Origin of the sequence: Subsaximicrobium wynnwilliamsii (assembly GCF_007997225.1) — a bacterium.
Taxonomy (GTDB): Bacteria; Bacteroidota; Bacteroidia; order Flavobacteriales; family Flavobacteriaceae; genus Psychroserpens; species Psychroserpens wynnwilliamsii.
On record NZ_VORM01000024.1, the window covers coordinates 46,383 to 70,156 of the forward strand.

Genomic DNA, 23,774 nt, shown 5'->3' on the forward strand with positions numbered 1-23,774 from the left:
AAAATTCAAAAATCCAATGTAAATTTCAATTTCCATAGTATAGGAACTAATCCCTAATCCCTCATGCCTAATCCCTATATCGTTTCCGCCAATTCTATCGCCTTGGTCAAAGCCCCTAACTTGTTATAAACCTCTTGCAATTCATCTTCGGGTTTGGATTTGGAAACAATGCCTGCACCAGCTTGCCAATGCAGTTGATGGTCTTTGCTTAAAAAAGTACGAATCATGATGGCGTGGTTGTAATTGCCGTTGAAATCCATAAAACCGATGGCGCCACCATAATAAGTGCGGTTTGTTTTTTCATAAGCTTCAATAAGTTGCATGGCTCTGTGTTTTGGCGCGCCGCTCAAAGTGCCCGCAGGGAAGGTGTCTGCGACCACTTGCAACGTTGGCGTGTTCTCGTGGATTTTACCCGTGACTTTACTTACCAAATGGATGACGTGCGAGAAAAACTGGGCTTCTCTATAGGTCTCCACCTTCACTTGACTGCCATGACGGCTCAAATCGTTTCTTGCCAAATCTACCAACATCACGTGTTCTGCATTTTCTTTATCGTCTGCAGCCAGTTTTTTGGCGAGTTCGGCATCTTGTTCATCATTTCCTGTTCTTCGGAAGGTGCCTGCAATGGGGTGGATTTCTGCCAGCCCGTCTTTTACCACAAGCTGTGCTTCTGGCGAACTCCCGAAAATCTTGAAGTTTCCGTAGTCAAAATAAAAAAGATAGGGCGAAGGGTTGATGCTTCTCAAGGCGCGATAGACGTTAAACTCATCGCCTTTAAATTGCTGTGAGAATTTTTTTGAAAGCACCAATTGAAACACATCGCCACGAGCGCAGTGCTGCTTGGCCAATTCTACATTTTCCTTATATGCTTCATCACTTAAATTGGATTCAATATCCCCATCTGAAGCAAAATTGTAGGAAGCGAAATTTTTGGACTTGATGAGCTGAAGAATGTCGTCTATATTATTTTCAGCCTCAAAACAATGCGCAAAAATATAGGCCTCATTTTTAAAATGATTGATGGCGATGATGTTTTGATAGACCGCATAATAAATATCGGGTATCTCAAGTGAATTCGGCTTTTTTGAGATTTCTACATCCTCAAAATATTTAACCGCGTCATAAGCGGTGTAGCCAAAAATACCGTTGTTGATAAACTTGAACTGGTTGTCGCTATCCACTTTAAAGCGCTTGGTGAATTTATGGATTTCTTCAGTGACCGATATGTTTTGTGCATTATTGGTTTTTGTGCTGCCATCCGGATAGCGTTGTTCAATGACCTCGTTTTGCACCTTGATGCTGGCAATGGGATTAAAACAGATGTAGGAAAAACTATTATCACTGGCGTGGTAGTCACTACTTTCCAACAGGATGCTGTTTGGGTATTTGTCCCTTATTTTGAGATAGATGCTCACAGGTGTTATGGTGTCTGCAAGAATTTTTTTGTAATGGGTATAAAGACTGAATGTTTTCATTGCGGATTCGATTCTGTTTAAATTCCCATTAATTTGGGACATTATTCATTTTGAATTTCTGACAAAAAAAAGGCTTGTCGTGAATGACAAGCCTTTTTTGTATGTTCAATTAAAAGATACAATAGCGATGTTTCACGAATGCGATTCCTGAAAATTCCACCACCAAGTATGATTTAATATTGTGTTCATAGTTTTTATAAAGCTCAAAGGTAAAGATGTAAACTCGGTTTTCAAATTATTTTAGAAAAAAAGATTACGGTTTCCTCAAAAAATTTCAGACGTTTTTAGAATTTTAAACTGACCATAAGATCAAATTCATCGTAGATCGCTTTATCCTTTAGGTTGTCAAAAAAGCTTGCTGAACCATATCTGATGTCATATTTGGTGCGATCCACCTTCAAGTTGGCAGTGGCAGTATTGTTATTTACCATCATGTCAAAGCTTAGTGGATGTGTAATGCCTTTAATCGTCATGTCTCCTGTTACTTTGTAATTACCAGCTTTACCAGTAACTTTAGTCATTTTGAAATTGGCAGTTTTGTGATTGGCAGTACCAAAAAAATCATCGGAATTTAAATGACCTTCCAATTTTTCCTTGCCATCTCCCGTTTCTAGGTCGGTAACGCTAATGCTGCTCATGTCTATAACGATGTTGCCACCAGTAAGTGTTTCGCCTTCAAACAGCAATGTGCCTTCAGATAGATTGATGTTTCCTTCATGAGATCCTGTGACTTTGTGGCCTTTCCAAGTGACTGAGCTTTCTTCTGTTTTGATTTTCTTTTCAGAAAGCGATGTAAAAGAAACCAGTGTGATGGTTAAGGCCAAGACTGCTGCAGATTTAAAAATTGTTTTTTTCATAATTGTTCGTTTTTAAGCTGTTGTTGCAAGCTTCGTTAGTAAAAAGTTTAATTGTTTCAATTCGGTTTTAGTTAAGTTCGAGGTCATTTGGGTTTCGGTTTGATCAACTAGCGTGTCGATTTCCTCGAGTTTCTTGAGGCCTTCAGAACTGATCAATAGTTCTATTTTTCTCCGATTTTCGGGACATTCGTCACGATTTACAAATTCTTTTAAAATCAATTTGTCTATGAGTCGCGTGGTGTTGCTCATTTTGCTAACCATGCGATCTTGCACATCTTGCAGATTAAGCGGCTTCCCTTTTTGACCTCTCAAGATGCGCAACACATTAAACTGTTCAATAGAAAGATCATGAGGTTTGAGCACATCCAAAAGTTTTGTTTTGAACATGGTATGGGTCAAGAATACATTGATCACAGCTTGCTTTGAAACAGACAGTTCTGAAACGGTTTTCAATCGGATATTTAAATCTTTCATGTACAATTGTTGTATATACAAATGTAAAAGGTATTTTTGTAATCCAGCTTAATATTTTGTTAAATATATTTACAGTATTGTTTACATACTTATTTTTAGTTCATGCGATACCTATTCCTTCTTATCCTAGTCACTTGTGTTTGCTGCAAAAACACTCAAAAACCTGAGGTCGCCTTAACTGCTCCTATTGAAAATCCAGTAGGGGATGCTTTAGAAGTCTATGATTTCGAGGAATTTGAGAGTTTACTTCATAAAAAGGATAACTATACCTACGTCATCAATTTTTGGGCGACTTGGTGTGCACCCTGTATAAAGGAACTCCCGCATTTTGAGCAACTCAATGCCCAGTATGCCGACAAGAATGTCAAGGTCATTTTGGTAAGTTTGGATTTCCCCAATCAGTACGATTTTAGATTAAAACCGTATATTAGTTCGAATGGCATCAAGTCTAAGGTTGTGGCACTTAACGATCCCGACAGCAATTCGTGGATACCTAAAGTAGATAAAAACTGGACTGGCGCCATACCAGCAACACTAATTTATAATGATCAAAAGCGCACATTTTACGAGCAATCTTTTGATTATGATCAATTGCAAACCGCAGTAAAACCATTTTTAAAATAAATCTCATGAAAAAAACATCACAACTTATTCTAACGCTCGCATTCATCTTAATGTGTTTCGGTGTTTCCAACGCACAAAAGGGTTACAACATTGGTGACGTTGCCACAGATTTCAAATTGGAAAATGTGGATGGGAAAATGCTGTCCATGGCCGACTATCCAGATGCAGAAGGCTTTATCATTATTTTCACATGCAATACTTGCCCTTATGCGGTTGCATACGAGGATCGCATCATTGCTTTAGATAAAACCTTTGCAGATAAGGGATATCCGGTGATTGCAATCATGCCAAACAATCCAGAGATAAAACCTGGAGATAGTATGAAAGCCATGAAAGCGCGTGCAAAAGCAAAAGGCTTTACGTTTCCTTATTTAATGGATGAAGGCCAAAAGATTTATCCGCAATACGGCGCCAGTAAAACGCCAGAAGTTTATGTGCTAGAAAAGACCAATAAGGGAGGGGTTGTCAAGTACATGGGAGCCATTGATGATAATTACCAAGATGAACAAGCAGTGAATAAGCGCTATGTAGAAGATGCTGTGAATGCCTTGCTTGATGGAACTGAAGTCCCAGAGCAAAAAACACGTGCCATTGGCTGCTCTATAAAGGCCTAAGGCTTTGACTTATTAACTTTAATAAACCCATTGTGTAACACTTTGGGTTTTTCTTCGTCTATTTGCTAAAGAAATGTTAAATTTGCAAAACGATATAAGCACTATTAATTATGGCAGATTTAACTCAGAACGAATGGACTAGCCAATTGGAGAGCAATCCCGATGCAGTCATTTTAGATGTAAGAACGCAAGAAGAAGTAGATGAGGGTAGCATCCCCAATGCTTTGCACATCGATATCCATAAGGGACAAGGTTTTCTTGACGAATTGGAAAAATTAGATAAAAACCAGACTTATCTTGTCTATTGTCGTTCTGGCAACCGTAGTGGTCAAGCCTGTACGATCATGAACCAATTGGGTTTTGAGAGCGCTTTTAACCTTATGGGTGGTATAAATGAATGGGCAGGTCCCATCGAAAATAAATAATATTATGAGCGCACAAAAACATCTTATTTACGTAATGTGCTTACTGTTTGTGGCATTGGGCATAAGCTGCACCTCCAATAGATCTTCGGAAGTTAAAGTGGTCACTACTGAAGAAATGCAGTCGCTTTTGGAAATGGAGGATGTGCAACTGGTAGATGTAAGATCTCCTGAAGAATTTAAGACCGGTTTTATAAAAGGAGCACAGAACATTGACTATAGGTCCTCTACTTTTGAGGAGGACATCCTGAAATTGGACAAAAACAAACCAGTGATTTTGTATTGTAAAGAAGGGGGGAGAAGCTCCAAATGTGCCAAAAAGATGGCGGAAGCTGGCTTCGTTAAGATCTATGATCTCGATGGCGGCATTACCCAATGGCAGTTTGAAGAATTGGACGTGGAGATAATCAAATAAGAGTTTAATGTAAATAGGAGTAAGTAATTTTTATTATAAGAGGAAAATCGATTCTTAAACGCACTGCCTTTTCCTTAAAGTCAAATCTGCGAAAGCCCTGAGATTAAAACATAAAAAAGCCACGAAGTATGAATTTAAATTCATACTTCGTGGCTTTTATTTAGCTAATTAAGAGCTTACATTTAGAAAGAATCGTAACTGAATTTTTGTCCTCCAACGGAAGCTTCAGCCATTAAGCCCGCTTTAGGTAATGCAAATACAGCAACACCCTCTTTATATTGAGCGGTTTCAGCTTTTCCCGTTTTCAGTACTACCGCAGAAATGCCGGCAGCGAATTCAAAATCGCCATCCTTAAAGCTATTTAAGGCTGCCTCATTTTCGAAAAATATGATTTCACTAATCGCCTGGCCACCAGCTTGAAGGCCTACGCTTAATTTTTTGAGTTTTGCCATGCCTTGTGCGGTTCCGTTTTCGTAAAGCACACCGTTACCTGCAGCTGCACCTATAATAAATCCGCCCTTCCCAACATTAGGAAAAATCACGTATCCCGCCGAGTTGTTAAAGAAATCACCTAGAGATGCATCTGCTGCCATCATGGTTGTTTTGGCATTTTCAGCATCGGCCATAATGCGTTTATCGTCATCATTTTGTGCCATTGCGCCGAAGCTTATAAATAGGATGCCAAGTGCAAGTATTGTTTTTAAAGTTTTCATAGTTATATAGATTAATTATTATGCTGTAAATGTGATGGTTTTGCCATGATCAAGATTGTCCTATTCAATCAAAAACTAACGTAATTCCTTTTTTGTGAGTAATTTAACAGCTTTCATGAAGATTTAACGCGCTCAAAATGGCTCTATAACTTTTGGATTTATGAGCTTTGTGAAACATCGCTAAGCTATTTTCGTTCGTATATAAAATCAGGTCTAAAAAAGTAAAAATGAAATTCAAATTAAAGCGCTCTTGGCTCAAATGGTTCTTCGGGATTATTGGGTCTGGATTCTTATTACTGTTGTTGTTTTGGTTCTCGGTCTATGTTGGACTTTGGGGCAAGTTGCCTTCCAAGGAAAATCTAGCGGACATCAAGCAAGCCGAAGCCAGCATTTTGCTAGATGCCAACGAGAAACTCTTGGGCAAGTACTTTATATTTGATAGGCAAATGGTGCATTATGAGGACTTGCCTAAACATTTGGTCAATGCCTTGGTCGCTACGGAAGATGCGCGTTTCTACGAGCATGGCGGTGTGGATTATACCAGTTTGTTTCGGGTTTTGTTCAAGTCCATTTTGTTGCAGGATGATTCTGCAGGTGGCGGGAGCACCATTAGTCAGCAATTGGTCAAAAATCTCTACGGAAGGCCTTCCCACGGCTGGTTTACCATGCCAGTGAACAAAATCAAGGAGATGATTGTGGCCAAACGGATTGAAGCGGTATACTCAAAAAAAGACATCCTGACACTTTACTTGAATACGGTGCCTTTCAGCGAGAACACCTTCGGAATTGAAAGTACTTCCCAGAAATTTTTTAGCACCAGTACCAGGAATTTAAGTCTTTCCCAAGCCGCAACTTTGGTAGGCAGCTTGAAAGCCTCTCACAGTTACAATCCGCGATTATTTCCAGAACGCAGCCAATTGAGACGTGACGTGGTGCTTCAGCAGATGGCGGTCAATGGCTATATTGACGAAACACTTCAGAAAAAAACAAATTCAGAACCTTTAGAAATCAATTACCGTATTTTTAAGCATGATGATGGGATGGCAGCTTATTTTCGGGAAAAAGTACGCTTGGATGTGGTTAAGATTTTAGACAGCATCAAAGGGCCGGGCGGTAAAACCTATGATTTATACAAGGACGGTCTCAAGATCCAAACCACTTTGGATATTGACATGCAGCGCTATGCTGAAAATGCCATGCAGCAACACCTCGAAAAACTCCAAAAACAGTTTGAAGACAGCTACGGATCAAATGCACCCTGGTTGAAAAACGAAGATTTAGTCACGAGTCGCATCCAGGAATTGGATTTGTATAAAGCTTTGAAAAAGCAGAAATATTCCGAAGCAAAAATCATGGATTCGCTCAATACCAAAGGGCAGTACAAATTATTTCGATGGGAAGGCGACACTATTGTGAATTGCACTGTAATAGACAGCATCAAGCATGGTTTGCAATTTTTGAACACCGGCTTTATAGCGCTTCAACCGCAAACTGGTGCCATCAAAGCGTATATTGGTGGGATCGATTATGAGTATTATAAATATGACCATGTGTATAAGGCCAAACGCCAAGTAGGCTCTACATTTAAGCCCATTGTTTACACCGCAGCGATTGAAAACGGGATGGACGCTTGCTCCTATTTGCCAGTAAAAGCGATGACCTATACCAACGAAAAAGACTGGAAACCCACAAATAGTGGTACTGCAGAAACCGATGAACATCTCAATTATTCGCTGGAATATGGCTTGAGTAATTCAGTAAATACCATTGCGGTTAAGGTTTTGGAAGAAGTTGGGATTGCCAAGACGATTGCGCAGGCTGAAAAAATGGGAATTAGTTCAGAATTGCCAAAAGTACCTTCCCTGGCTCTAGGAACTGCGGAATTATCACTGCTTGAATTAGCTTCCGCATATACAAGTTATGTCAATAATGGAAGGGCTTCCGTGCCATTTTACATTACAAAGATTAAAGATAAAAACGGAAACATCATCTATGCGCCAGAAGCGAAAGCCGCCTTACCAGAAGCATTTTCTGAAGAGACCCGGCAGATTATGGTCGAGATGATGAAGGCAACCGTCAATAAAGGCACTGCGCAACGCTTGCGCTCCACTTACGGACTCCAAAACGACCTCGCAGGAAAAACAGGCACCACCCAGAATAATAAGGACGGTTGGTTTGTAGGGGTGAGCCCCAATTTGGTCATGGCCACCTGGGTTGGTAACGATGAGCATCGAATTGGGTTTAAAAGCACAGGATTGGGTCAAGGCGCCAATTCCGCATTGCCAATGGTGGCTTTGTTTCTGAAGCAGATGAACGGCGATTCAAAATTCAACGCGATTACTCAGGCCAAGTTTGAAAATCCTTCCGAAGCGGTTATAGCTGCCCTAGATTGTGATCCCGAAAAACGCGATGGTTTTTTGAAACGGCTGTTTACCAAAGAGCGAGACCAAAAGGAATTTGATGAAGCCGATAAAAAGGATGAGGATAAGGGGTTTTTCTCTTTTTTGAAGAAGAAGGACTAAGACGAGGGTTGAGGTGGTTTAGGACACGAATTACACCAATTGCACGAACTTGCTATACGAAAGCAGGTTTGGTTTGAACGTTTATCCCGATGGTGCTTTGTCGCGATTTCCAGTGCGGCTGTTAGTGTTCTTCGGCAACAGACTTTCCTTTTTGAGCCATGTACCTTCTACCTGTTTTGCGAGTATTACGGGAGATTTTCATTGCCATTATTGGTACTTTACGTCAACAGCTTCTCGGTTTTTGAGCTACTCCTTTTTTTATTTAATGGATTGGCTGAATTTTAGACAATGGTGTTGCATCATTATCAGGCACTTGGAGAACTCCAATAATCGCTGAATTTGCAACAGGTTGTAGCGTTGTAATCGTGAACTGTTTTAAATGTCGATAAAAATCAATCAGTTTCCATGGTCTTTAAAGGATATTACTTTTCCTTCAACATCCAACTTTATTATTTCCCAATCCTTTCCTTTAAAACAGCTCGAACTGAAGATGACTCGACATAAGAGAATGTCTCTGTCAAAATAGTTTCAAGTTTAGCAAAATCAACACTGCCATATTCCGAGTCGGTAAATAGATCGATATCAATTGAGGTTCTATGTCCTAACTGAAGACTCAATGAAGTACCGCCCACAAGTCTAAAGGAATCAAATTCTTTTGAGCGTCATTAACTTTTTTAGAGCATCCCAAAGCAAGTTAGAAAGCGTTTTTAAATGTAAAATCACTGGGCTTATATTAAGTTGCCAACAATACGGGAAATCTGACCAAATCTTGTAAGTTTAATTGGAATTTGTACACTAATTAGTTAACTTTGTCAAGTGATAAGGAAAGTAATAGCATACAAAGAATATTTCTCTGACTTTTATAAAGCTCAAGACGAAAAAGTTCGAGAAAAAGATAGGATACGTTTTGGACTTTGTTCGATTTGAAAGACAAGTCCCGAAAAAATTCTTTAAGTACCTCGAAAACACAGAGGGAATTTATGAAGTGCGTGTGATTACGACCTTTAAGAGCATAAGAATTTTGTGCTTTTTCGATGATGGAAATTTAGTTGTTCTTGCAAATTGCTTTGTAAAGAAAACTCAAAAGACACCAAGAAAAGAAATTAAACTTGCGGAGAAACTGAAAAAGGAATATTTAAAAGACAAAAATGGCTGATATGAAAAATGTAACTGATTTTGAGGATATCCTCATAGGAACATACGGAAAAAAAGGAACTGAAAAGCGTAACAAATATGACGCTGACTCTCTTGCTTTTCGATTAGGTATTATGTTAAAAGAAGCTCGTAAAGAAGCGAACTTAACACAAGAAGAACTTGCCGAAAGAACTGGAACGAAAAAAAGCTACATATCACGAATTGAACGTGGATTGAGTGATATTCAGATATCGACTTATTACAAGCTGATTGAGTTAGGACTTGGCAAGCACCTGAATATTGAAATAGCCTAAAATAAAAAGTACAGTTGGCAGCACCGTGTATAATCAATTGGTTATAGACTACTTACGAAACTCCTCGCGGATTTTCTATTCGGTTTTTATTTGCTAAATTACGTGCTTAAACACGCAACTAATCATAGTGTGCCAAGAAGTAGCCACGGCATTAAACTGGCTGCATGCTGTAGATAAGATGATGGTAGGTCGATCAGAGTCGTTGTATAGGCGATGGCTCTAAACCACCCAAAGGTGCTGTTGTAAAGAGCAATGGTATTGAGCGTTTAGGAGAATCCAATCCATGAGGTTGGCAGGTATGAATAAACCTGCCTGCCGGCAGGCAGGGGAGTTGATCCGTCTGAGGCGGAGAACCATTGAAGAGGTGTCGAGAAGTTGCTGCCTCCAGTCGAAAGCTACTGGGCGGAGCGTAAAGAAAATGTCCTGCGGACATTTTTAGCGATCGAGCCAGCTGGCGTGGATGGCTGTAAGGAGCGAAAAGTAATGTTAAAGATAACATTAATTACAGAGAGTGCCTATTTATTTTCGGTAAGGCTGGCGTCATTAGATGGCAAGAACTTTATTCGGGCTTATTTACGGAACTTGGTAAGCTGCATATAAAAGATAAGGGAAATGCTCAATGGGTACACCCCAGAGGCAAAATACCGATAGTGTATGCAGTGGCAGTCTAAGCCGTAGTAGTGACGATCCCGATAGCTATCGGGACTGTAATGGAAATGGAGCGAAGGGCTTAGCTAATTTGGAATACAGTTTGCCAACTTGAAAGAGGATGAGCTTATATTTGTTGCAAATTAGAAGAGCCGTGTGAGGGGAGACTTTCAAGCATGGTGCTGTGAGAGGCTTGGGGCGAAATTCCCCTTATCTACTCGATCACAAACACGTTATGTTTGATGAGATTTTGTTCAAAAGCGGGCATATGGCGCGTCTCAATTGATTTGACTGCATTTGAGATTGTCTTCTTGCCATAAAATGAAATGATTTCATTTGTATTACCTCGCTCTAAAATTCTTTTGATAATTGCCTTTTTATTTTTATTCCAGTCAATTTTATCAATAGTTGTATCCCAAAAAATCACTGCTCTGAAAGTCTTGATATTTGGTGTTTTTTTTAGTTCAGATTGAGAGGCCTTTTTTACGTCATGGCTAGCCTGTAATAGCATAAAATAATCTTCCTCTACATTAAAGTGTTTAGAAAGCTTTATGGATAGCTTTGGGTTGATATCCCTTCTTTTATTGAGAAGTGCACTAATGGTTTGTTTGTGCTCACCAATAGAAGTGGCTAATTCAATACCTTTCAAGCTTTGAGCTTTTAGTTCCCTTTTTAGGATAGCACCCGGATGCACACCTTTGACTTTAGCTAATTCTGGTAACATTAATATGAATTTTTTTCAAAGACACACAACAACCAATTAGTAAACATATTTGTTTACTTAAAAGAAATAATTTTAACGGTGCTATCAATAGAATGGAACTTCTGGTAATACGATTTTAGTTGCGTATAAGAAGATACTTTATGTCGCTGTTTTGCAACGTTCCGCGGTTGTGGAACGCATAATCCATTTTGCCTTTTGGGCGCCTGTCACTTCTGCAATGGTCTCTTCGGTATATTTTCAATCGAATTTTAAATTATAAGTCTAGGTTAGCATTTCACACAAATCGAGTTGAATATAATTTATTGGAATTTCATGGATTATTCAAAATTTAAGCTGAGGTTAGTCTCGTTTCAATCGATTGAATTTTTAGTTTAAAGCATTGAAAATTTGAGTTTTATAGAATTTCACGATGGAGCGAAGAACAAAATCGTTTGCTGATTTTTAGTTTAGATATTTCAAGATCGAAAGCGTCCGATAATTTTTTTAAAAGCGCTAGTCGTTTAAATTTTTAACAAGATTAGAGCGTTTCCAAACCTAGGATACTTTGATTATCCTCTTCCCAGAATTATAATTTTAACAACAAAGTAAAATAATTGTTTAAATTGTGCATTGCTTAGCGCAATCAAGTTTCTTTGTGAAGCTAGCGAGGTTGCTCTAAGCGTCCTAAATGCTTTCGGGTCCTACGGTCATGGAGCAATAAGAAGACATTAAAACCGAGGCTTTTGATAGCGTACTATAGAACAAACGATACAACCCTTAATTTAGAGCGTACCAAAAAGCAATAGGAATTGCCGCCAAGTCTTACCTAAATGGATATCAGGATGCGGTCTGACTTTAGGCATGAATAAAATTCAACCAAAAAAACTTATGACAACGAGTAACTCAAAAAACAATTTAGTTCCTATTCTAATCATTGCAGGCCTGTTTTTCATCTTTGGTTTTGTGACTTGGATCAATGGTGCGCTCATCCCCTTTATGAAAACCATCAACGAGCTTAGCGATGCGCAATCGTATCTCGTAGCCTCGGCATCGTACATCTCCTTCGTGGTCATGGCACTTCCGGCGTCTTATATCCTTACTAAAATAGGCTATAAAAAAGGCATGTCTTTAGGGCTTTTTGTCATGGGTATTGGTGCCTTGGTCTTTATTCCTGCAGCCGAAGCGCGCACGTACTGGGTGTTTTTGGCGGGTATTTTTATCCAAGGTATGGGGATGACCATACTTCAAACTGCCGCAAATCCTTATGCCACCATTTTAGGTCCCATTGAAAGCGGTGCCAAGCGCATTGCCATTATGGGCATCGCCAATAAAACGGCGGGCGCATTGGGCTCCTTGATTTTTGGTGCGATATTATTATCGGGTATCGATGCCGTTCAAGATCAATTGAAAGATGCATCGGAAACCGAAAAAGCGCTGCTTTTAGATACCATGGCCGACAGTGTTTTTGTGCCTTACGTGATTATGGCAGTGGTATTGTTCATTTTGGGAATCCTTATTAGAAAAGCACCCTTACCGCATGTGGAGCCGGTTGAGGTTGAAGCCGATTTGGCCATTGATGGTGCTGGAGCCAAGAAAAGTATTTTCTCGTTTCCGCATTTATGGTTTGGGGTTTTCGCCTTGTTCGTTTATGTAGGTGCCGAGGTCATTGCAGGAGATACTATCATTAACTACGGCATATCACTTGGTATTTCTGGAGATGAGGCCAAATTCTTTACCACTTTTACGCTTATGGCGATGGTGGCAACCTATGCGCTTGGTGTCTTTTTGATCCCTAAATATCTCAAACAGCGAACCGCATTGATAGGCAGTGCCATTTTGGGTGTCATTTTAAGCGTGTGCATTCTCTTGACCACTGGCTATACTTCAGTATTGCTTGTTGCAGCTTTAGGAATTGCCAATGCCATGGTTTGGCCTGCAATTTGGCCACTCACTTTGGATGGTCTGGGTAGACATACCAAAACAGCGTCTGCTTTGTTGATTATGGCCATTTCAGGTGGCGCGATCATTCCACCTTTGTACGGGAGATTGGTCGATTCGAATAAAAATGAAATGATTGCCAGCGGGATCAATGATGCCGATGCTTTGGCAACAGCTTCTACTGGTAGCTATTGGATTTTGATCCCGTGTTATCTCATCATTCTGTTTTTTGCGCTTTGGGGGAATACACTGAAAAGCTGGAAGCGGGTCAAACGCTAAAAAGGTGCAATGAAAACAAAATGAAATCAATAAACTTGGGGCGAGCCCAGAAGCTATGAATTGAAAGATGTTCTTTGTATTTCGAGACAAGCCTCAGGATATAAAACCCTCTGGAGGGATTTAATTTAGCAAATAAAATGGAAAAGATGATCAGATGGGGAATTGTAGGTTGCGGTAACGTGACGGAAGTCAAAAGCGGACCCGCCTACCAAAATACGGAAGGTTTTGAGCTGAAAGCGGTCATGCGGCGCGATGTTGCCAAGGCGGAAGATTATGCCAAACGCCATCAGGTGCCAAAATTCTATGGTGATGCGGAAGCTTTGATCAACGATCCAGACATTGATGCCATTTATATCGCGACGCCTCCAAATTCACATGAGGACTATGCGCTGAAGGTGGCGGAAGCGGGCAAGATTTGCTGTATCGAAAAACCCATGGCACCCAATTATGAAGCCTGTGTACGCATCAATGCGGCCTTTGAGAAAAAGAATTTGCCATTGTTTGTGGCGTACTACCGACGCTCATTGCCGCGTTTTGACCAAATCAAGACTTGGATTGACGCTGGCGAAATTGGCGACATAAGACACATCAATTGGAACTTGACCAAGCCGCCAAGCAATGTTGATCTAGCTGAAGGGTATAATTGGCGAACCGATAAATCGATCGCACGTGGAGGCTATTACGATGATCTGGCTTCTCATGGTTTAGACCTATTTGTGTATCTGCTTGGGCCAGTTTCAGAAGCAAATGGGATTGGCGTCAATCAGCAAAAACTGTACTCGGCCATGGATGCAGTGACTGGATATTGGTTGCATGAAGCAAAAATCACGGGCTCTGGGAGCTGGAATTTTGGAGCTGAAGAACATCAGGACAAGGTTGAGATCTTTGGAACTAAGGGTACGATCTCATTCGCAGTATTTGAGGAGGAAAATATCATTTTGAGAACCGGAGATCAGGAAGAGAGCTTGTGGATCCCGAATCCGAAACATGTACAAAAGTATCATGTTCAAAATATGGCAGCCCATCTCAACAAAGAAAAAACACATCCTTCCACCGGAAAAACCGCCGTACATACCGCATGGATTATGGAGTCTATGTTAAACAGAATGAATTAAGGCTTCAGGGCATTTGATCTGTTTAGCTTAGGCGAATATTCGTGAAATAGATCTAAATACCGCTGAGTAGGCACAAAAAAAACCTGAAGCCTCAGGTTTAATTTTATTCAATATTTATGTGGCATATAAGTTCTTCAAAATAGAACTACTCCATAAGGCGCTTAGGTCTTTAAAGTAAGTTGATAAAAATACCGGCATTTTCTGCCGTAGTCTTTCATGCTGAGAATGAATTTCTCATAGCGTGAAACTTTAGCGCCGCCATTCATAACTTGAGTCTTGTAAGTATTTGTTTTCAACCTTTTCATAGCCTAAAGATATAAAATTTACGTTAAATTTACAATGAGTTAACGTTAAATTTACATAAGGCAAGCAAGTATCTTATTATTAGATACTTAGGGTTTGTTTTTAGTCCGATTATATAGGTAATACATTATGAAGAGTGCGAGACTTATCAAAGACACCCACAATAATCCAGTTTTTAGTGTGTCGTTGCTTTTGCCCATAATTGCAATCAATATGGTTAATGGAGCGATGCCTAAAAGTGTGGCGCCAATAAACCTCCAGTAGCCCATCTTGAGCATGCCGCCCACAAAACTAATGGCATCATTGGATAAAAAAGGATTTAGCCTGGTAACTATGACTGCCCAAAACCCATAATGTTCTATAAAGTCTTCAATTTTATTTTTTGTGCTTTGTCCCAAAATTTTAAGCACGAAGGTTTTACCAATATAACTTCCCATAACATAACCTACGGTTGACGCTGCAAAAACAGCTACAAAAACAATCGCGCTTCCCCAAATGGGGCCATAAGCCAATATGGAGACCACTATGAGTAATACGCTGGGAATTACCAATAAAAACATTTGAACAATCATGGCCAATACCAAAACTATTGGGCCAAACCAGCCAAATCCATCCACCCAGGCTGTAATGCGTTGGTCATCATCACTTGTCAATACCGTCCAAGCGTTGTTTATAAATTGCTGAACCTCTTCAATTAGATAATAGGAGGCTACCAAAGCTCCAACCACGAGCAGTGAGATGTATAATGGCCATTTGGATTTTGAGGGCTGTTGTTTGTCTTTTTCTTTTTCCATCAATTAAAATCAACTTGAAGAATGGTTGCTGATGCACCCTTGCTGGCTTCATTTGAAATGTAAAGTCTGCCTTCTGATTCAAAACTGAGTCCTTCCGGCTGAGGAAAGTCATCTTCATTCAAAACATAGACATTTTTAATGTTGCCTTTAGGATCTAAGATCATTAATTTAGGGTTTTTTCCTTCTAAAATATAATAATTTCCTGTTTTTGGGTGGATGGCAAGATCGGAAGGGTTGAAGGTTTTTTCAATCTTCTTATTTTGAAACTCCTCGAGCGCGCTATCGTTCATGTCTATGTTAATAAAAGCTTTCGAATCCATTTTTTTGGTATCCAATGCTATGCGGTATAAGCCTTTATTGGCTTCGCTTTTCAATCCTTCGTCCTTCGGGGTAGTGATCAAAGACTTGGTGTTTCGATCGTAAAACAAGGTTTCCATATTTTGATCTTCAGAAAAATCAGTCTTAAACTGACTTACCTTTTTGTCTTTACTGCGAAAATTCAGAATTTCAAAAACAACACCGTCACTTCGCATGACATAAGCGTCTTGATCGTTTATGGCGATGCCTTCATAATCGCCCTGATCAGCAAATTCAATCTCCTGTATGATTTTATTGGAGCTGAGGTCATAAATAAAGATAATCCCATCTTCATCTTGAACGCTGGCAATTATGTCGTCTTCCAGCCAAGCAATACCGCTAATTTCGTCGAGTGCTTTTGGCATCTCCCAAGTTTTGTTGATGCTGTAGGCTTTTTCAGAGGCCAGTGGATTTTGATCATTCTGCCAGTTGAGACCAACAGCCACACCAATGACTGCCATAGAAAAAAGGGCAATAAGAATGTATTTGAGTTTTTTCATTTGATAATGCTTTTAAGTTTTTTACGGAAGACCTTCAGATAAATCCAGGATTAATCTGAATTTTTAAAACGACGTTTTATGTTTTCCGAAGCCTTCCACCTGTATCAGGAATTTAATACAGCAACAAAAATGCATCCCAAATCTGAAACAATTTGGGAATTGCTTTATAAATTCAAAACTTTAAGATTCTTTAACCTTTTTTAATAGAATTTAAGTGTAAAGCTGTGGGCATCTGTAAAGGTATAGCTTAAATTAAGTGTGTATTTATCGGCAATAGCTTTGGATATGGCCAGCCCCAAACCTGTCGATTTTTTGCTGGTACTCGCTTTTTTGAAGCGTGAAAAAATCACGGTATCATCTAAAGGCATCTGTTCGCCTTTATTGCTTATGCTCCAAGTGTTGGGTTCAATAGCAATGAGCACATGCTCGTTTTTATTGCCGTGAATGAGCGCGTTTTTGATGAGATTCGATAACAGGATGGTCGCGAGATCTTGATTGATTTGATAGAAGATTTCCGCCTTGGCATCGATACTTATGTGCACCTTTCTATGTTTGGCAAAATCTTCAAAATCACTGATAATGGTTTCTGTGAGGGTATTGAAATTTACCTTGGTAGCTTCCTCGAATTGCTTATTCTCAATTTTTGAAAGTAGCAACAGCGATTTATTCATGCGTGTGAGACGGCCTAAATTATCGAGCACCGTGACTATATCTTTGGATTGTTCTTGACTTAAATTCTGATGTTCTAAAAACAGTTCAAGTTTATTGATACTAATCGCCAAAGGGGTTTGAAGTTCATGGGACGCATTTTCTATAAACTGTTTTTGGTCTGTATAACTGCTTCTGGCTTTGTTGATCAACTGAGAGATTGTGGTATTGAGTAAGCTGAATTCTTCAATATTACTTGATGGAATATCCACAAACGTGTTTTTTTCAATGCGAAATTTCCCCAACTGGCCAATGAGGGTATAAAAGGGCTTCCATATTTTTCTCAAGATGAGATTGTTCATAACCAAAATAGTGAGCACCAATAAGGCATAAAGTCCCAAAAGATAATACACCAAGCTTTCAATGAGGTCATCTTCCTCCACCATTGAGGTTATGATTTTTAGTTTGTAATAAGCCTCATCGTCGTGTTTAATGGCAGTTTCAAAGATGCGAACGGGCTCAAATTCTTTCTCATTGTGCATGAACATGAGCGTATCACGATAGCTTTCCTCGAAATTTTCATGAGTGCTTTTAGAAATACGACTGAAACTGTAGATGTGTTCGTCAAAATTGGCGTGCTCTAAAATGGAAGCGTCCCGAAGCATCTGCTGCATCAAGATGATTTTCTGGTTTTCGAGCCCATCATCAAGACTGTCATAAATCTCATCCAACATGGCATAATAAAATAGAAATGCCCAAACCGTCAAAATGGGAAGCAATAAAAATAAAAGGTATTTGGAGGTATGGTTGAGTAGCTTCATGCGTTCAGATCTAATTTGTAGCCTACCCCGTACACCGCTTCTATGGAAATGCTGGCTTTTTCGAGTTTCTTGCGCAGGTTTTTGATCTGTGAGTAAATGAAATCAAAACTATCGGCCTGATCAATGTAATCGCCCCAAACATGCTCGGCCAATGCCGTTTTGGTTACCAATCTCGTTTTGTTGCTCACGAGATAGGTAAGGATGTCGTATTCTTTCCGGTTTAGGTTAATGGTCTGGCCTTCTATGCTAACACTTCTGCTTTCTGGGTCTATGATCACATTTCCGATTTCGATAAAATTAGAGCCTTCAAAATTACGGCGTCTTATCACGGCTTTAACCCGGGCGTGCAGCTCTGCCATGTGAAATGGTTTTGATAAGTAATCGTCTGCGCCAAGATTTAGGCCCTCAATGCGATCGTCTAATGAGTTTTTTGCGGAGACAATGATTACGCCATCGGCCTTGTCTTGCCGCTTGAGTTCTATCAACAATTCCAGGCCGTTGCCATCGGGCAGCCCTATATCCAATAAGATACAATCATAGTCATAAGCCCCAATTTTATTGAGTCCAGCCTTGAAATCGCTTGCGGATTCAACGGTATAATGTTCCTTCTCCAGGGTCTCGCGCATGTTTTCAAGCATTTGCGGCTCATCTTCTATGATTAAAATCTTCATAAGGTCAAGTTTTGTATAACAATATAACAGAAATCTAAAAAGAATTGGGAACCATTCCAATTTTAAAATAACTCATCCGATTTTAAATTATCGAATAAATTACGAATCAAATGATTCCTAATTTATTACAGTTTTGAGCCTTTAGTTTGTATCAAATTAAAAACACAAAATGATGAGAAGTTTAAAATTAGCAACACTTGCGATATTTGCCACAGCAGCAATGAGCGCACAGGACTTAAAAATGGATGAGGTACCAAGCAATTTGGCAGACACCTTTAAAAAAGAATATCCACAGGCTACCGATGTAGAATGGGAAATGGATATGGCCAACTATAAAGTAGAGTTTGATGTGAATCGCATGGAACACGAACTCTGGTACAGTAAAGAGGGCAAAGTCATGAAATCTGAAATGGAACTGACCGAAACCGACCTGCCAGCTGCAATAGCGTCTGTCCTCAAGTCGAAGTATGCGGACTATAAAGTTGATTCCGTAGAAGTGACCGAGGAGAACGGTGCCAAAACCTATGAGGTTGATCTTGAGAAAGGTTGGAACGAAGAACTTGACCTGGTCTTTAGTGCCAACGGCGAAGTTCTAAGCGAAATGAAGGATTAATTCATACCGTATATAATTCATTGGAGGCTGTCTTGAAAGTTGAATTTTGACTTTTAGGCGGCTTTTTTTTGATGTCTTAAACGGAAACTAATAAATCACAAATTTGTTCATGAAACTTCATTTGTTGCTGTTCTTTTTAATTGTGGGGCTATTAAAGATGCATTCCCAAGAGCGTTTTACAGCTTTTTTTGAGCCTGAGTTTGAGTTAACTTATCAGGTAACTCAGCATTACGAATACAGTTTTGGGATAGAGAATAGAAACTTCGTTTACAAATCGGCAAGGAGTGATTATGAGGTCAAACAGGTGGATTTGTCGCATTTTTCCACCTTCAGGTTGCCATCGAATTCGAGCATTGGCCTTGGGGTGCAATACCGTTTTGAAACGATGTTTGATGCTTCGGAAGAAAATGAACTTCGATTGATGCAAGCCTATCAATGGCTCATGTTTTCGAATCGTCTTGAGAATCGCTTCCGAACTGAGCAACGGTTTTACAAGTCGACCACAAAGTACCGGTTCCGACAAGAATTTGCTCTGAAATTCCCACTGGAAGGTAGTGTTTTAAGTCATTTCAAAACTGAAGCCGAAAGCTTATTTGAACTGGCAAGCAGCCAAAAACTGGAATTGGAGCAACGCTTCTCAATCGCCTTCGGAATAAACCTCGCTCCAAAAACCAGTATGACTTTTGCTGCCCAATATCGCTTGGCGAACTACACCCAAGTGCCGGCCCATGAGCTTTTTTTTAAACTGGGTTTCGAGGTATCGCTGTAAGTGGATTGATATTATCTTGACGTTATTTTAAATCGAGTTATGCGCTCTGCGTAAATCTGCGACATCTTCGGGAACCCCAAATTCCTTCCTAAGATATTCCAAAGCTAAAAAGGCTCATATAGGGGTGGTGTTTTTAAGGCCTCACAACAAGGCTACTTTTTTTTTCCGCGTAAATCTGCGACATCTGCGGGAACCCCAAATTCCTTCCTAAGATATTCCAAAGCTACGTAGGTTCTTATATGGATGGCATTTTTGAGGCCTCACAATGGGGCTACTTTTTTTTCCGCATAAATCCGCGAAATCTGCGGGACAAAGTTTCTCCCATCCAATTCCCACTTGTTTGTTAGGCATTTCGATTATCTTTGAAGACTGCTTTGCCTCGTCGTAATACTTTTTGTAAGATAAAGCAGATCAGTTTCCCTCTGAACTCCGCTCTGACTTGAACTATAATCAGAATCAAATCTAGATTCTAGATTCTAAAAGCGCAGCGATCTAGATTCTTTTTTATAAATTGACTTGTTAATAAAACCAATTAAAATGATTGCAGCCGTAACCCTTTTCATCGTCGTAACCCTTTCTGCCCTCATTACCAGAATAGCGGCAATAGCATTGGTCCATACCGGGCTATCCACACAGATCGCGAGATTTCAAGCCCGTTCTGCCTATACAGGTGCGGGATACAGCACTTCCGAGTCTGAAAAAATCATGAACCATCCCGTAAGAAGAAAAATTATCTTTAATCTAATGCTTATCGGGAATGCAGGTATTGTTACGGTAATGTCTTCTTTGATCCTAACCTTCGTGCTTCCAGATACCTTGTCTTCAAAATTATACGGATTGGGCATTGTTTTGGTGGGGATGATGATTTTATCCTGGGCCGTTAAAAGCGACATGGTGGATCGCGCACTTTCTAAATTGATCAATCGCATGCTGAAACGCTATACCGATTTAGACATTCAGGACTATGCATCGGTTTTGCATTTGAAGGATGACTATAAAATAAGTGAAAAACACATTGATGCGGAAGATTGGATGTGCAATCAAACCCTATTGGAATTGGATTTGAGGAGGGAAGGCATCACCATTTTGGGGGTGGATCGTAAAAACGACCGTTATTATGGATCTCCAGATGGGGACTTTAAATTGTTGAGTGATGATGTCATTACTATCTACGGCAAGTCTAATGGAATTCGGAATCTCTACAACCGTAAAAAGGGCTTCAAGGCTGAAATGGATCACCAACGCTACATGAAAAAAGAGGAAAAAAGACAGGAAACACAGCATCAGTCCGAAGCAGATGAAGAACATGCCGATACTGAGCTTTAAAAAACAATCCAAAAAAATCACCTCAAGCTTGACTTAAATCAAGTGTTATCTCTAAGTAAATGCCGAGATTTATCTTGTGAGTTTCTCTAAGTGGCGCTGTCTTCAGCAATCTTCTGCAATTTACTTACATCGAGAGGGAGTGAGTGCATGCTTTCATTAAATGTGCGCGTTTTTTCTAAATGCCAATGCCTATTTTAGAAGGTTCAGGAGATGTTTGGATAAAAACTTCAGCTTCCGAGACATCATTAAAACAAACTTGAAACCAATCAAAATGATCCTAGACCAGGCCAAACTTTAAATGAAGCAACAATTATCAAACCCAGTACTATATCTCATGAGCATTTCAGCGGGATTGGTCGTGGCGAATTTGTATTACAATCAACCGCTATTGCATCAAATGGCAGAACGGTTCGGGGTTAGTGAGTCGGCCATTAGCAACGTGGCGCTATCCACCCAATTGGGTTATGCCTTTGGGCTCTTGTTCATCATCCCCTTGGGCGATAAGATTTCGAACAAGAAGATTTTGAAATACGATTTTTTGCTCATGATCCTGTCGCTCATTGCAGCGGCATTATCAGAGTCGGTGTGGTTGTTGATTGCCAGTAGCTTTTTTATTGGGTTTTCTTCCGCCATTCCCCAGTTATTTGTGCCCATGGCGGCCCAGCTTGCTTCGGAAAAAGACCGCGGCAGAGCCATTGGCATCGTGATGAGTGGCTTGCTCATAGGCATTTTGGGAAGTCGTGTGATTAGCGGATTCGTAGGTGCGGCCTTCGGCTGGCGCGTGATGTATTGGGCAGCAGCAGGATTGATGTTGCTTTTGTTTATACTGTTGCATTATAAACTGCCAAAGTTGACCCCTCAATACCATGGAAGCTACGGCAGCCTACTCAAATCCATAGGCCATTACTTTAAAACGGAGCCTTCCGTGAGATTGGCGGCGCTTCGCGGCGGACTGTCTTTTGCAGGGTTGAGTGCCTTTTGGACCACTTTGGTGTTTTTGATGGAAGATTCCTTCGGCTATGGTAGTGATGTGACCGGTGCGTTTGGGCTCTTCGGAATCGTTGGAGCCGTTGCCGCAACCGTGGTTGGTAAGTTTAGCGATCGTTTCAGTAAAAATAAAATCATTCTCTACGCCGCCGTATTGATGATCATCTCTTGGGTGGTTCTATATTTTTCGGCAAGCTCGATTTTTGGTTTGATTGTGGGTGTGGTTTTGGTGGATTTGGCCATGCAGGCCTTGCATATTACCAATCAAAACATCATTTTCTCCAAAAATCAAGAGGCACGTAACCGTATCAATACCATTTATATGGTCGGTTTTTTTGTTGGAGGAGCGATCGGAACTACTGCAGGCGCTTTCGCTTGGAGTCGCTATGGCTGGAATGGAGTATCTACTTTGGGCATCATCTTTTCGGCGGCGATTGTCGTGGCACATGTTATTTTCAGAAAAAAAACAATTTAAAAGATGCAAGATAAATTCGATTTAGTCATTAAGGATGCGATTATGAGGCCACAAGCGGAACCAGTTTGTATATGAGTTTGAAACGGAAGGGTTAGCGCGATACTTGAGCGTTCTGATGTTCAAGTGGAAGAGATGCTTTCCGAAGCAAAAAAAGTGTACGACGCGGCTGAACATTGGTTGTGCTCGGGATTTTATGAGAGCCACTATAAAAAAACACCTACGGAAAAAGCAAAAGGCTTGCACTAGTAAAAAAAGCATGAGTAAAAAATACAAATTTCGTAACCCACCCGCAGCCTACTTTATAAGTTTTATTCACAGTTTGAAAAGTTAAAGTTTTTCCCATCCCTTACATTATCTTGTGTGCACGAGCGGGACGCTTGCGCTAGCGGGGGCAAGGATGTATGGATTAGATATTTTTTAAGTCGGAAAGTTTATTTCAAGGTTTTAGAAGAGCGCATAAGCTATTGCAGCGTGGAAAAAGGTATGAAAGTTTTTGCTTATAGTTTAATGCAAAAGATGAAGCTGAACTGAATATAGATGATAAAGGACTGCATTTAGGCATTGTGTAATTATGAGAAAAACAGGAGACGACATTGTCTTGCGGGCACGAGCGGGACGCTCGCGCTAGCGGAGCTAGCGGGTCGAAACGTGCCTGAATTTAGATGATAAAGGACTGTATCTAGGCATTATGGAATTTTGAGAAAAACAGGAGACGGCATTACCTTGTGGGCACGAGCACGAGCGGGACGCTCGCGCTAGCGGAGCTAGCGGGTCGGAACGTAACTGAATATAGATGATAAAGGACTGCATCTAGGCATTATGGAATTTTGAGAAAAACAGGAGACGATATTATCTTGTGGGCACGAGCACGAGCGGGACGCTCGCGCTAGCGGGGCGGAACGTGCCTGAATTTAGATGATAAAGGAATGTATTTAAGCATTGTGTAATTGTGAAAAAAACAGGAGACTGCATTATCTTGTGGGCACGAGCGGGACCCGAGCACGAGCGGGACGCTCGCGCTAGCGGGGCGAAACGTGCCTATATTTAGATGATAAAGGAATGTATTTAGGCATTATGGAATTTTGAGAAAAACAGGAGACGGCATTATCTTGTGGGCACGAGCGGGACGCTCGCGCTCAATGTCATTAATTTAGCGGTTTAAATCACTGATTTTCAGATAAATATGTTTGTTTTTTATTAAAATAAGTCGTATATTTAATTGATAATCAATGATTTAATTATGAAAAAAAACCACTAGCTTTA

23 protein-coding genes are annotated in these 23,774 nt (G+C 40.2%); 13 read left to right on the forward strand and 10 right to left on the reverse strand.

The genetic code is table 11. The features are described from left to right. Positions 1–74: 74 nt before the first annotated feature. The 3 genes from ESY88_RS16635 to ESY88_RS16645 form a co-directional block, all read right to left on the reverse strand. Complete coding sequence (locus ESY88_RS16635; protein WP_147087684.1) at positions 75–1,475, reverse strand: anthranilate synthase component I family protein; 1,401 nt, start codon at positions 1,473–1,475, stop codon at positions 75–77. Between the two features lie 284 nt (positions 1,476–1,759). After that, on the reverse strand, positions 1,760–2,332 hold the full coding sequence (locus tag ESY88_RS16640) for a YceI family protein (RefSeq protein ID WP_147087686.1): 573 nt from the start codon (positions 2,330–2,332) through the stop codon (positions 1,760–1,762). A gap of 12 nt (positions 2,333–2,344) precedes the next feature. Next, positions 2,345–2,806: a MarR family winged helix-turn-helix transcriptional regulator gene (locus ESY88_RS16645; RefSeq protein ID WP_147087688.1), complete on the reverse strand. Its 462-nt coding sequence runs from the start codon at positions 2,804–2,806 to the stop codon at positions 2,345–2,347. Between the two features lie 102 nt (positions 2,807–2,908). Here ESY88_RS16645 and ESY88_RS16650 point away from each other — a divergent pair, with 102 nt between their 5' ends. From ESY88_RS16650 to ESY88_RS16665, 4 genes are all read left to right on the forward strand, one after another. Beyond that, positions 2,909–3,430: a TlpA disulfide reductase family protein gene (locus ESY88_RS16650; protein ID WP_147087689.1), complete on the forward strand. Its 522-nt coding sequence runs from the start codon at positions 2,909–2,911 to the stop codon at positions 3,428–3,430. 5 nt (positions 3,431–3,435) lie between these two features. Then, positions 3,436–4,044: a thioredoxin family protein gene (locus ESY88_RS16655; protein ID WP_147087691.1), complete on the forward strand. Its 609-nt coding sequence runs from the start codon at positions 3,436–3,438 to the stop codon at positions 4,042–4,044. A 110-nt stretch (positions 4,045–4,154) separates the two neighbouring features. Continuing rightward, on the forward strand, positions 4,155–4,469 hold the full coding sequence (locus ESY88_RS16660) for a rhodanese-like domain-containing protein (protein ID WP_147087693.1): 315 nt from the start codon (positions 4,155–4,157) through the stop codon (positions 4,467–4,469). A 4-nt stretch (positions 4,470–4,473) separates the two neighbouring features. Further along, positions 4,474–4,881, forward strand: a complete 408-nt coding sequence (locus ESY88_RS16665; protein WP_189702633.1) for a rhodanese-like domain-containing protein — start codon at positions 4,474–4,476, stop codon at positions 4,879–4,881. A gap of 182 nt (positions 4,882–5,063) precedes the next feature. Here ESY88_RS16665 and ESY88_RS16670 read toward each other — a convergent pair whose 3' ends face one another. Further along, complete coding sequence (locus tag ESY88_RS16670) at positions 5,064–5,594, reverse strand: lipid-binding SYLF domain-containing protein (RefSeq protein ID WP_147087695.1); 531 nt, start codon at positions 5,592–5,594, stop codon at positions 5,064–5,066. Between the two features lie 227 nt (positions 5,595–5,821). Here ESY88_RS16670 and ESY88_RS16675 point away from each other — a divergent pair, with 227 nt between their 5' ends. Further along, positions 5,822–8,116: a transglycosylase domain-containing protein gene (locus ESY88_RS16675; RefSeq protein ID WP_147087697.1), complete on the forward strand. Its 2,295-nt coding sequence runs from the start codon at positions 5,822–5,824 to the stop codon at positions 8,114–8,116. A gap of 449 nt (positions 8,117–8,565) precedes the next feature. Here ESY88_RS16675 and ESY88_RS16680 read toward each other — a convergent pair whose 3' ends face one another. Then, entirely contained in the window at positions 8,566–8,748 is a 183-nt protein-coding gene (locus ESY88_RS16680) for a nucleotidyl transferase AbiEii/AbiGii toxin family protein (RefSeq protein WP_223270868.1), read from the reverse strand. A gap of 275 nt (positions 8,749–9,023) precedes the next feature. On the opposite strand from ESY88_RS16680, the gene ESY88_RS16685 reads away from it, so the two are divergent. Then, positions 9,024–9,272 (forward strand): type II toxin-antitoxin system RelE/ParE family toxin, encoded by a 249-nt coding sequence (locus ESY88_RS16685; RefSeq protein ID WP_189702634.1) that lies wholly within the window; start codon positions 9,024–9,026, stop codon positions 9,270–9,272. Between the two features lies 1 nt (position 9,273). Then, on the forward strand, positions 9,274–9,564 hold the full coding sequence (locus ESY88_RS16690; protein ID WP_147087698.1) for a helix-turn-helix domain-containing protein: 291 nt from the start codon (positions 9,274–9,276) through the stop codon (positions 9,562–9,564). 862 nt (positions 9,565–10,426) lie between these two features. Here the strand turns inward: ESY88_RS16690 and ESY88_RS16695 are convergent. Next, complete coding sequence (locus tag ESY88_RS16695; protein WP_147087700.1) at positions 10,427–10,936, reverse strand: helix-turn-helix transcriptional regulator; 510 nt, start codon at positions 10,934–10,936, stop codon at positions 10,427–10,429. Positions 10,937–11,803: 867 nt separating this feature from the next. Between ESY88_RS16695 and ESY88_RS16700 the strand changes: the two genes are divergently transcribed. Continuing rightward, positions 11,804–13,132, forward strand: coding sequence for a sugar MFS transporter (locus ESY88_RS16700; protein WP_147087702.1), 1,329 nt, complete (start codon positions 11,804–11,806; stop codon positions 13,130–13,132). Positions 13,133–13,278: 146 nt separating this feature from the next. Further along, entirely contained in the window at positions 13,279–14,247 is a 969-nt protein-coding gene (locus tag ESY88_RS16705) for a Gfo/Idh/MocA family protein (protein WP_317128691.1), read from the forward strand. 392 nt (positions 14,248–14,639) lie between these two features. Here the strand turns inward: ESY88_RS16705 and ESY88_RS16710 are convergent, their stop codons facing one another. From ESY88_RS16710 to ESY88_RS16725, 4 genes are all read right to left on the reverse strand, one after another. Continuing rightward, on the reverse strand, positions 14,640–15,344 hold the full coding sequence (locus ESY88_RS16710) for a TVP38/TMEM64 family protein (RefSeq protein ID WP_147087706.1): 705 nt from the start codon (positions 15,342–15,344) through the stop codon (positions 14,640–14,642). Continuing rightward, a complete protein-coding gene (locus ESY88_RS16715) occupies positions 15,344–16,201 on the reverse strand; it encodes an SdiA-regulated domain-containing protein (RefSeq protein WP_147087708.1) in 858 nt (285 codons plus the stop codon). Before ESY88_RS16715 ends, ESY88_RS16710 begins: the two co-directional genes overlap by 1 nt. 200 nt (positions 16,202–16,401) lie before the next feature. Then, on the reverse strand, positions 16,402–17,670 hold the full coding sequence (locus tag ESY88_RS16720; RefSeq protein ID WP_147087709.1) for a sensor histidine kinase: 1,269 nt from the start codon (positions 17,668–17,670) through the stop codon (positions 16,402–16,404). Beyond that, complete coding sequence (locus tag ESY88_RS16725; protein ID WP_147087711.1) at positions 17,667–18,341, reverse strand: response regulator transcription factor; 675 nt, start codon at positions 18,339–18,341, stop codon at positions 17,667–17,669. The genes ESY88_RS16720 and ESY88_RS16725 overlap by 4 nt, the downstream gene beginning before the upstream one ends. A gap of 172 nt (positions 18,342–18,513) precedes the next feature. On the opposite strand from ESY88_RS16725, the gene ESY88_RS16730 reads away from it, so the two are divergent. The 4 genes from ESY88_RS16730 to ESY88_RS16745 all read left to right on the forward strand — a co-directional run bounded on the left by ESY88_RS16730 (position 18,514) and on the right by ESY88_RS16745 (position 22,511). Next, entirely contained in the window at positions 18,514–18,954 is a 441-nt protein-coding gene (locus tag ESY88_RS16730; protein WP_189702635.1) for a PepSY-like domain-containing protein, read from the forward strand. Between the two features lie 109 nt (positions 18,955–19,063). Next, positions 19,064–19,723 (forward strand): DUF2490 domain-containing protein, encoded by a 660-nt coding sequence (locus tag ESY88_RS16735; RefSeq protein WP_147087715.1) that lies wholly within the window; start codon positions 19,064–19,066, stop codon positions 19,721–19,723. A gap of 537 nt (positions 19,724–20,260) precedes the next feature. Next, complete coding sequence (locus ESY88_RS16740) at positions 20,261–21,049, forward strand: TrkA C-terminal domain-containing protein (RefSeq protein ID WP_147087717.1); 789 nt, start codon at positions 20,261–20,263, stop codon at positions 21,047–21,049. A 298-nt stretch (positions 21,050–21,347) separates the two neighbouring features. Further along, positions 21,348–22,511 carry an MFS transporter gene (locus ESY88_RS16745; protein WP_147087718.1) on the forward strand — a complete coding sequence of 388 codons (1,164 nt, stop codon included), beginning with the start codon at positions 21,348–21,350 and terminating at the stop codon, positions 22,509–22,511. Positions 22,512–23,774: the final 1,263 nt, after the last annotated feature.

What these genes read in the sequence shown, in the direction of transcription:
- ESY88_RS16635 (WP_147087684.1), bottom strand. Translation starts at nt 1,475, where the DNA reads ATGAAAACATTCAGTCTTTATACCCATTACAAAAAAATTCTTGCAGAC.
- ESY88_RS16730 (WP_189702635.1), top strand. Translation starts at nt 18,514, where the DNA reads ATGAGAAGTTTAAAATTAGCAACACTTGCGATATTTGCCACAGCAGCA.
- ESY88_RS16735 (WP_147087715.1), top strand. Translation starts at nt 19,064, where the DNA reads ATGAAACTTCATTTGTTGCTGTTCTTTTTAATTGTGGGGCTATTAAAG.
- ESY88_RS16695 (WP_147087700.1), bottom strand. Translation starts at nt 10,936, where the DNA reads ATGTTACCAGAATTAGCTAAAGTCAAAGGTGTGCATCCGGGTGCTATC.
- ESY88_RS16655 (WP_147087691.1), top strand. Translation starts at nt 3,436, where the DNA reads ATGAAAAAAACATCACAACTTATTCTAACGCTCGCATTCATCTTAATG.
- ESY88_RS16705 (WP_317128691.1), top strand. Translation starts at nt 13,279, where the DNA reads ATGATCAGATGGGGAATTGTAGGTTGCGGTAACGTGACGGAAGTCAAA.
- ESY88_RS16645 (WP_147087688.1), bottom strand. Translation starts at nt 2,806, where the DNA reads ATGAAAGATTTAAATATCCGATTGAAAACCGTTTCAGAACTGTCTGTT.
- ESY88_RS16725 (WP_147087711.1), bottom strand. Translation starts at nt 18,341, where the DNA reads ATGAAGATTTTAATCATAGAAGATGAGCCGCAAATGCTTGAAAACATG.
- ESY88_RS16740 (WP_147087717.1), top strand. Translation starts at nt 20,261, where the DNA reads ATGATTGCAGCCGTAACCCTTTTCATCGTCGTAACCCTTTCTGCCCTC.
- ESY88_RS16665 (WP_189702633.1), top strand. Translation starts at nt 4,474, where the DNA reads ATGAGCGCACAAAAACATCTTATTTACGTAATGTGCTTACTGTTTGTG.
- ESY88_RS16720 (WP_147087709.1), bottom strand. Translation starts at nt 17,670, where the DNA reads ATGAAGCTACTCAACCATACCTCCAAATACCTTTTATTTTTATTGCTT.
- ESY88_RS16710 (WP_147087706.1), bottom strand. Translation starts at nt 15,344, where the DNA reads ATGGAAAAAGAAAAAGACAAACAACAGCCCTCAAAATCCAAATGGCCA.
- ESY88_RS16675 (WP_147087697.1), top strand. Translation starts at nt 5,822, where the DNA reads ATGAAATTCAAATTAAAGCGCTCTTGGCTCAAATGGTTCTTCGGGATT.
- ESY88_RS16745 (WP_147087718.1), top strand. Translation starts at nt 21,348, where the DNA reads ATGAAGCAACAATTATCAAACCCAGTACTATATCTCATGAGCATTTCA.
- ESY88_RS16670 (WP_147087695.1), bottom strand. Translation starts at nt 5,594, where the DNA reads ATGAAAACTTTAAAAACAATACTTGCACTTGGCATCCTATTTATAAGC.
- ESY88_RS16640 (WP_147087686.1), bottom strand. Translation starts at nt 2,332, where the DNA reads ATGAAAAAAACAATTTTTAAATCTGCAGCAGTCTTGGCCTTAACCATC.
- ESY88_RS16660 (WP_147087693.1), top strand. Translation starts at nt 4,155, where the DNA reads ATGGCAGATTTAACTCAGAACGAATGGACTAGCCAATTGGAGAGCAAT.
- ESY88_RS16700 (WP_147087702.1), top strand. Translation starts at nt 11,804, where the DNA reads ATGACAACGAGTAACTCAAAAAACAATTTAGTTCCTATTCTAATCATT.
- ESY88_RS16690 (WP_147087698.1), top strand. Translation starts at nt 9,274, where the DNA reads ATGAAAAATGTAACTGATTTTGAGGATATCCTCATAGGAACATACGGA.
- ESY88_RS16715 (WP_147087708.1), bottom strand. Translation starts at nt 16,201, where the DNA reads ATGAAAAAACTCAAATACATTCTTATTGCCCTTTTTTCTATGGCAGTC.
- ESY88_RS16650 (WP_147087689.1), top strand. Translation starts at nt 2,909, where the DNA reads ATGCGATACCTATTCCTTCTTATCCTAGTCACTTGTGTTTGCTGCAAA.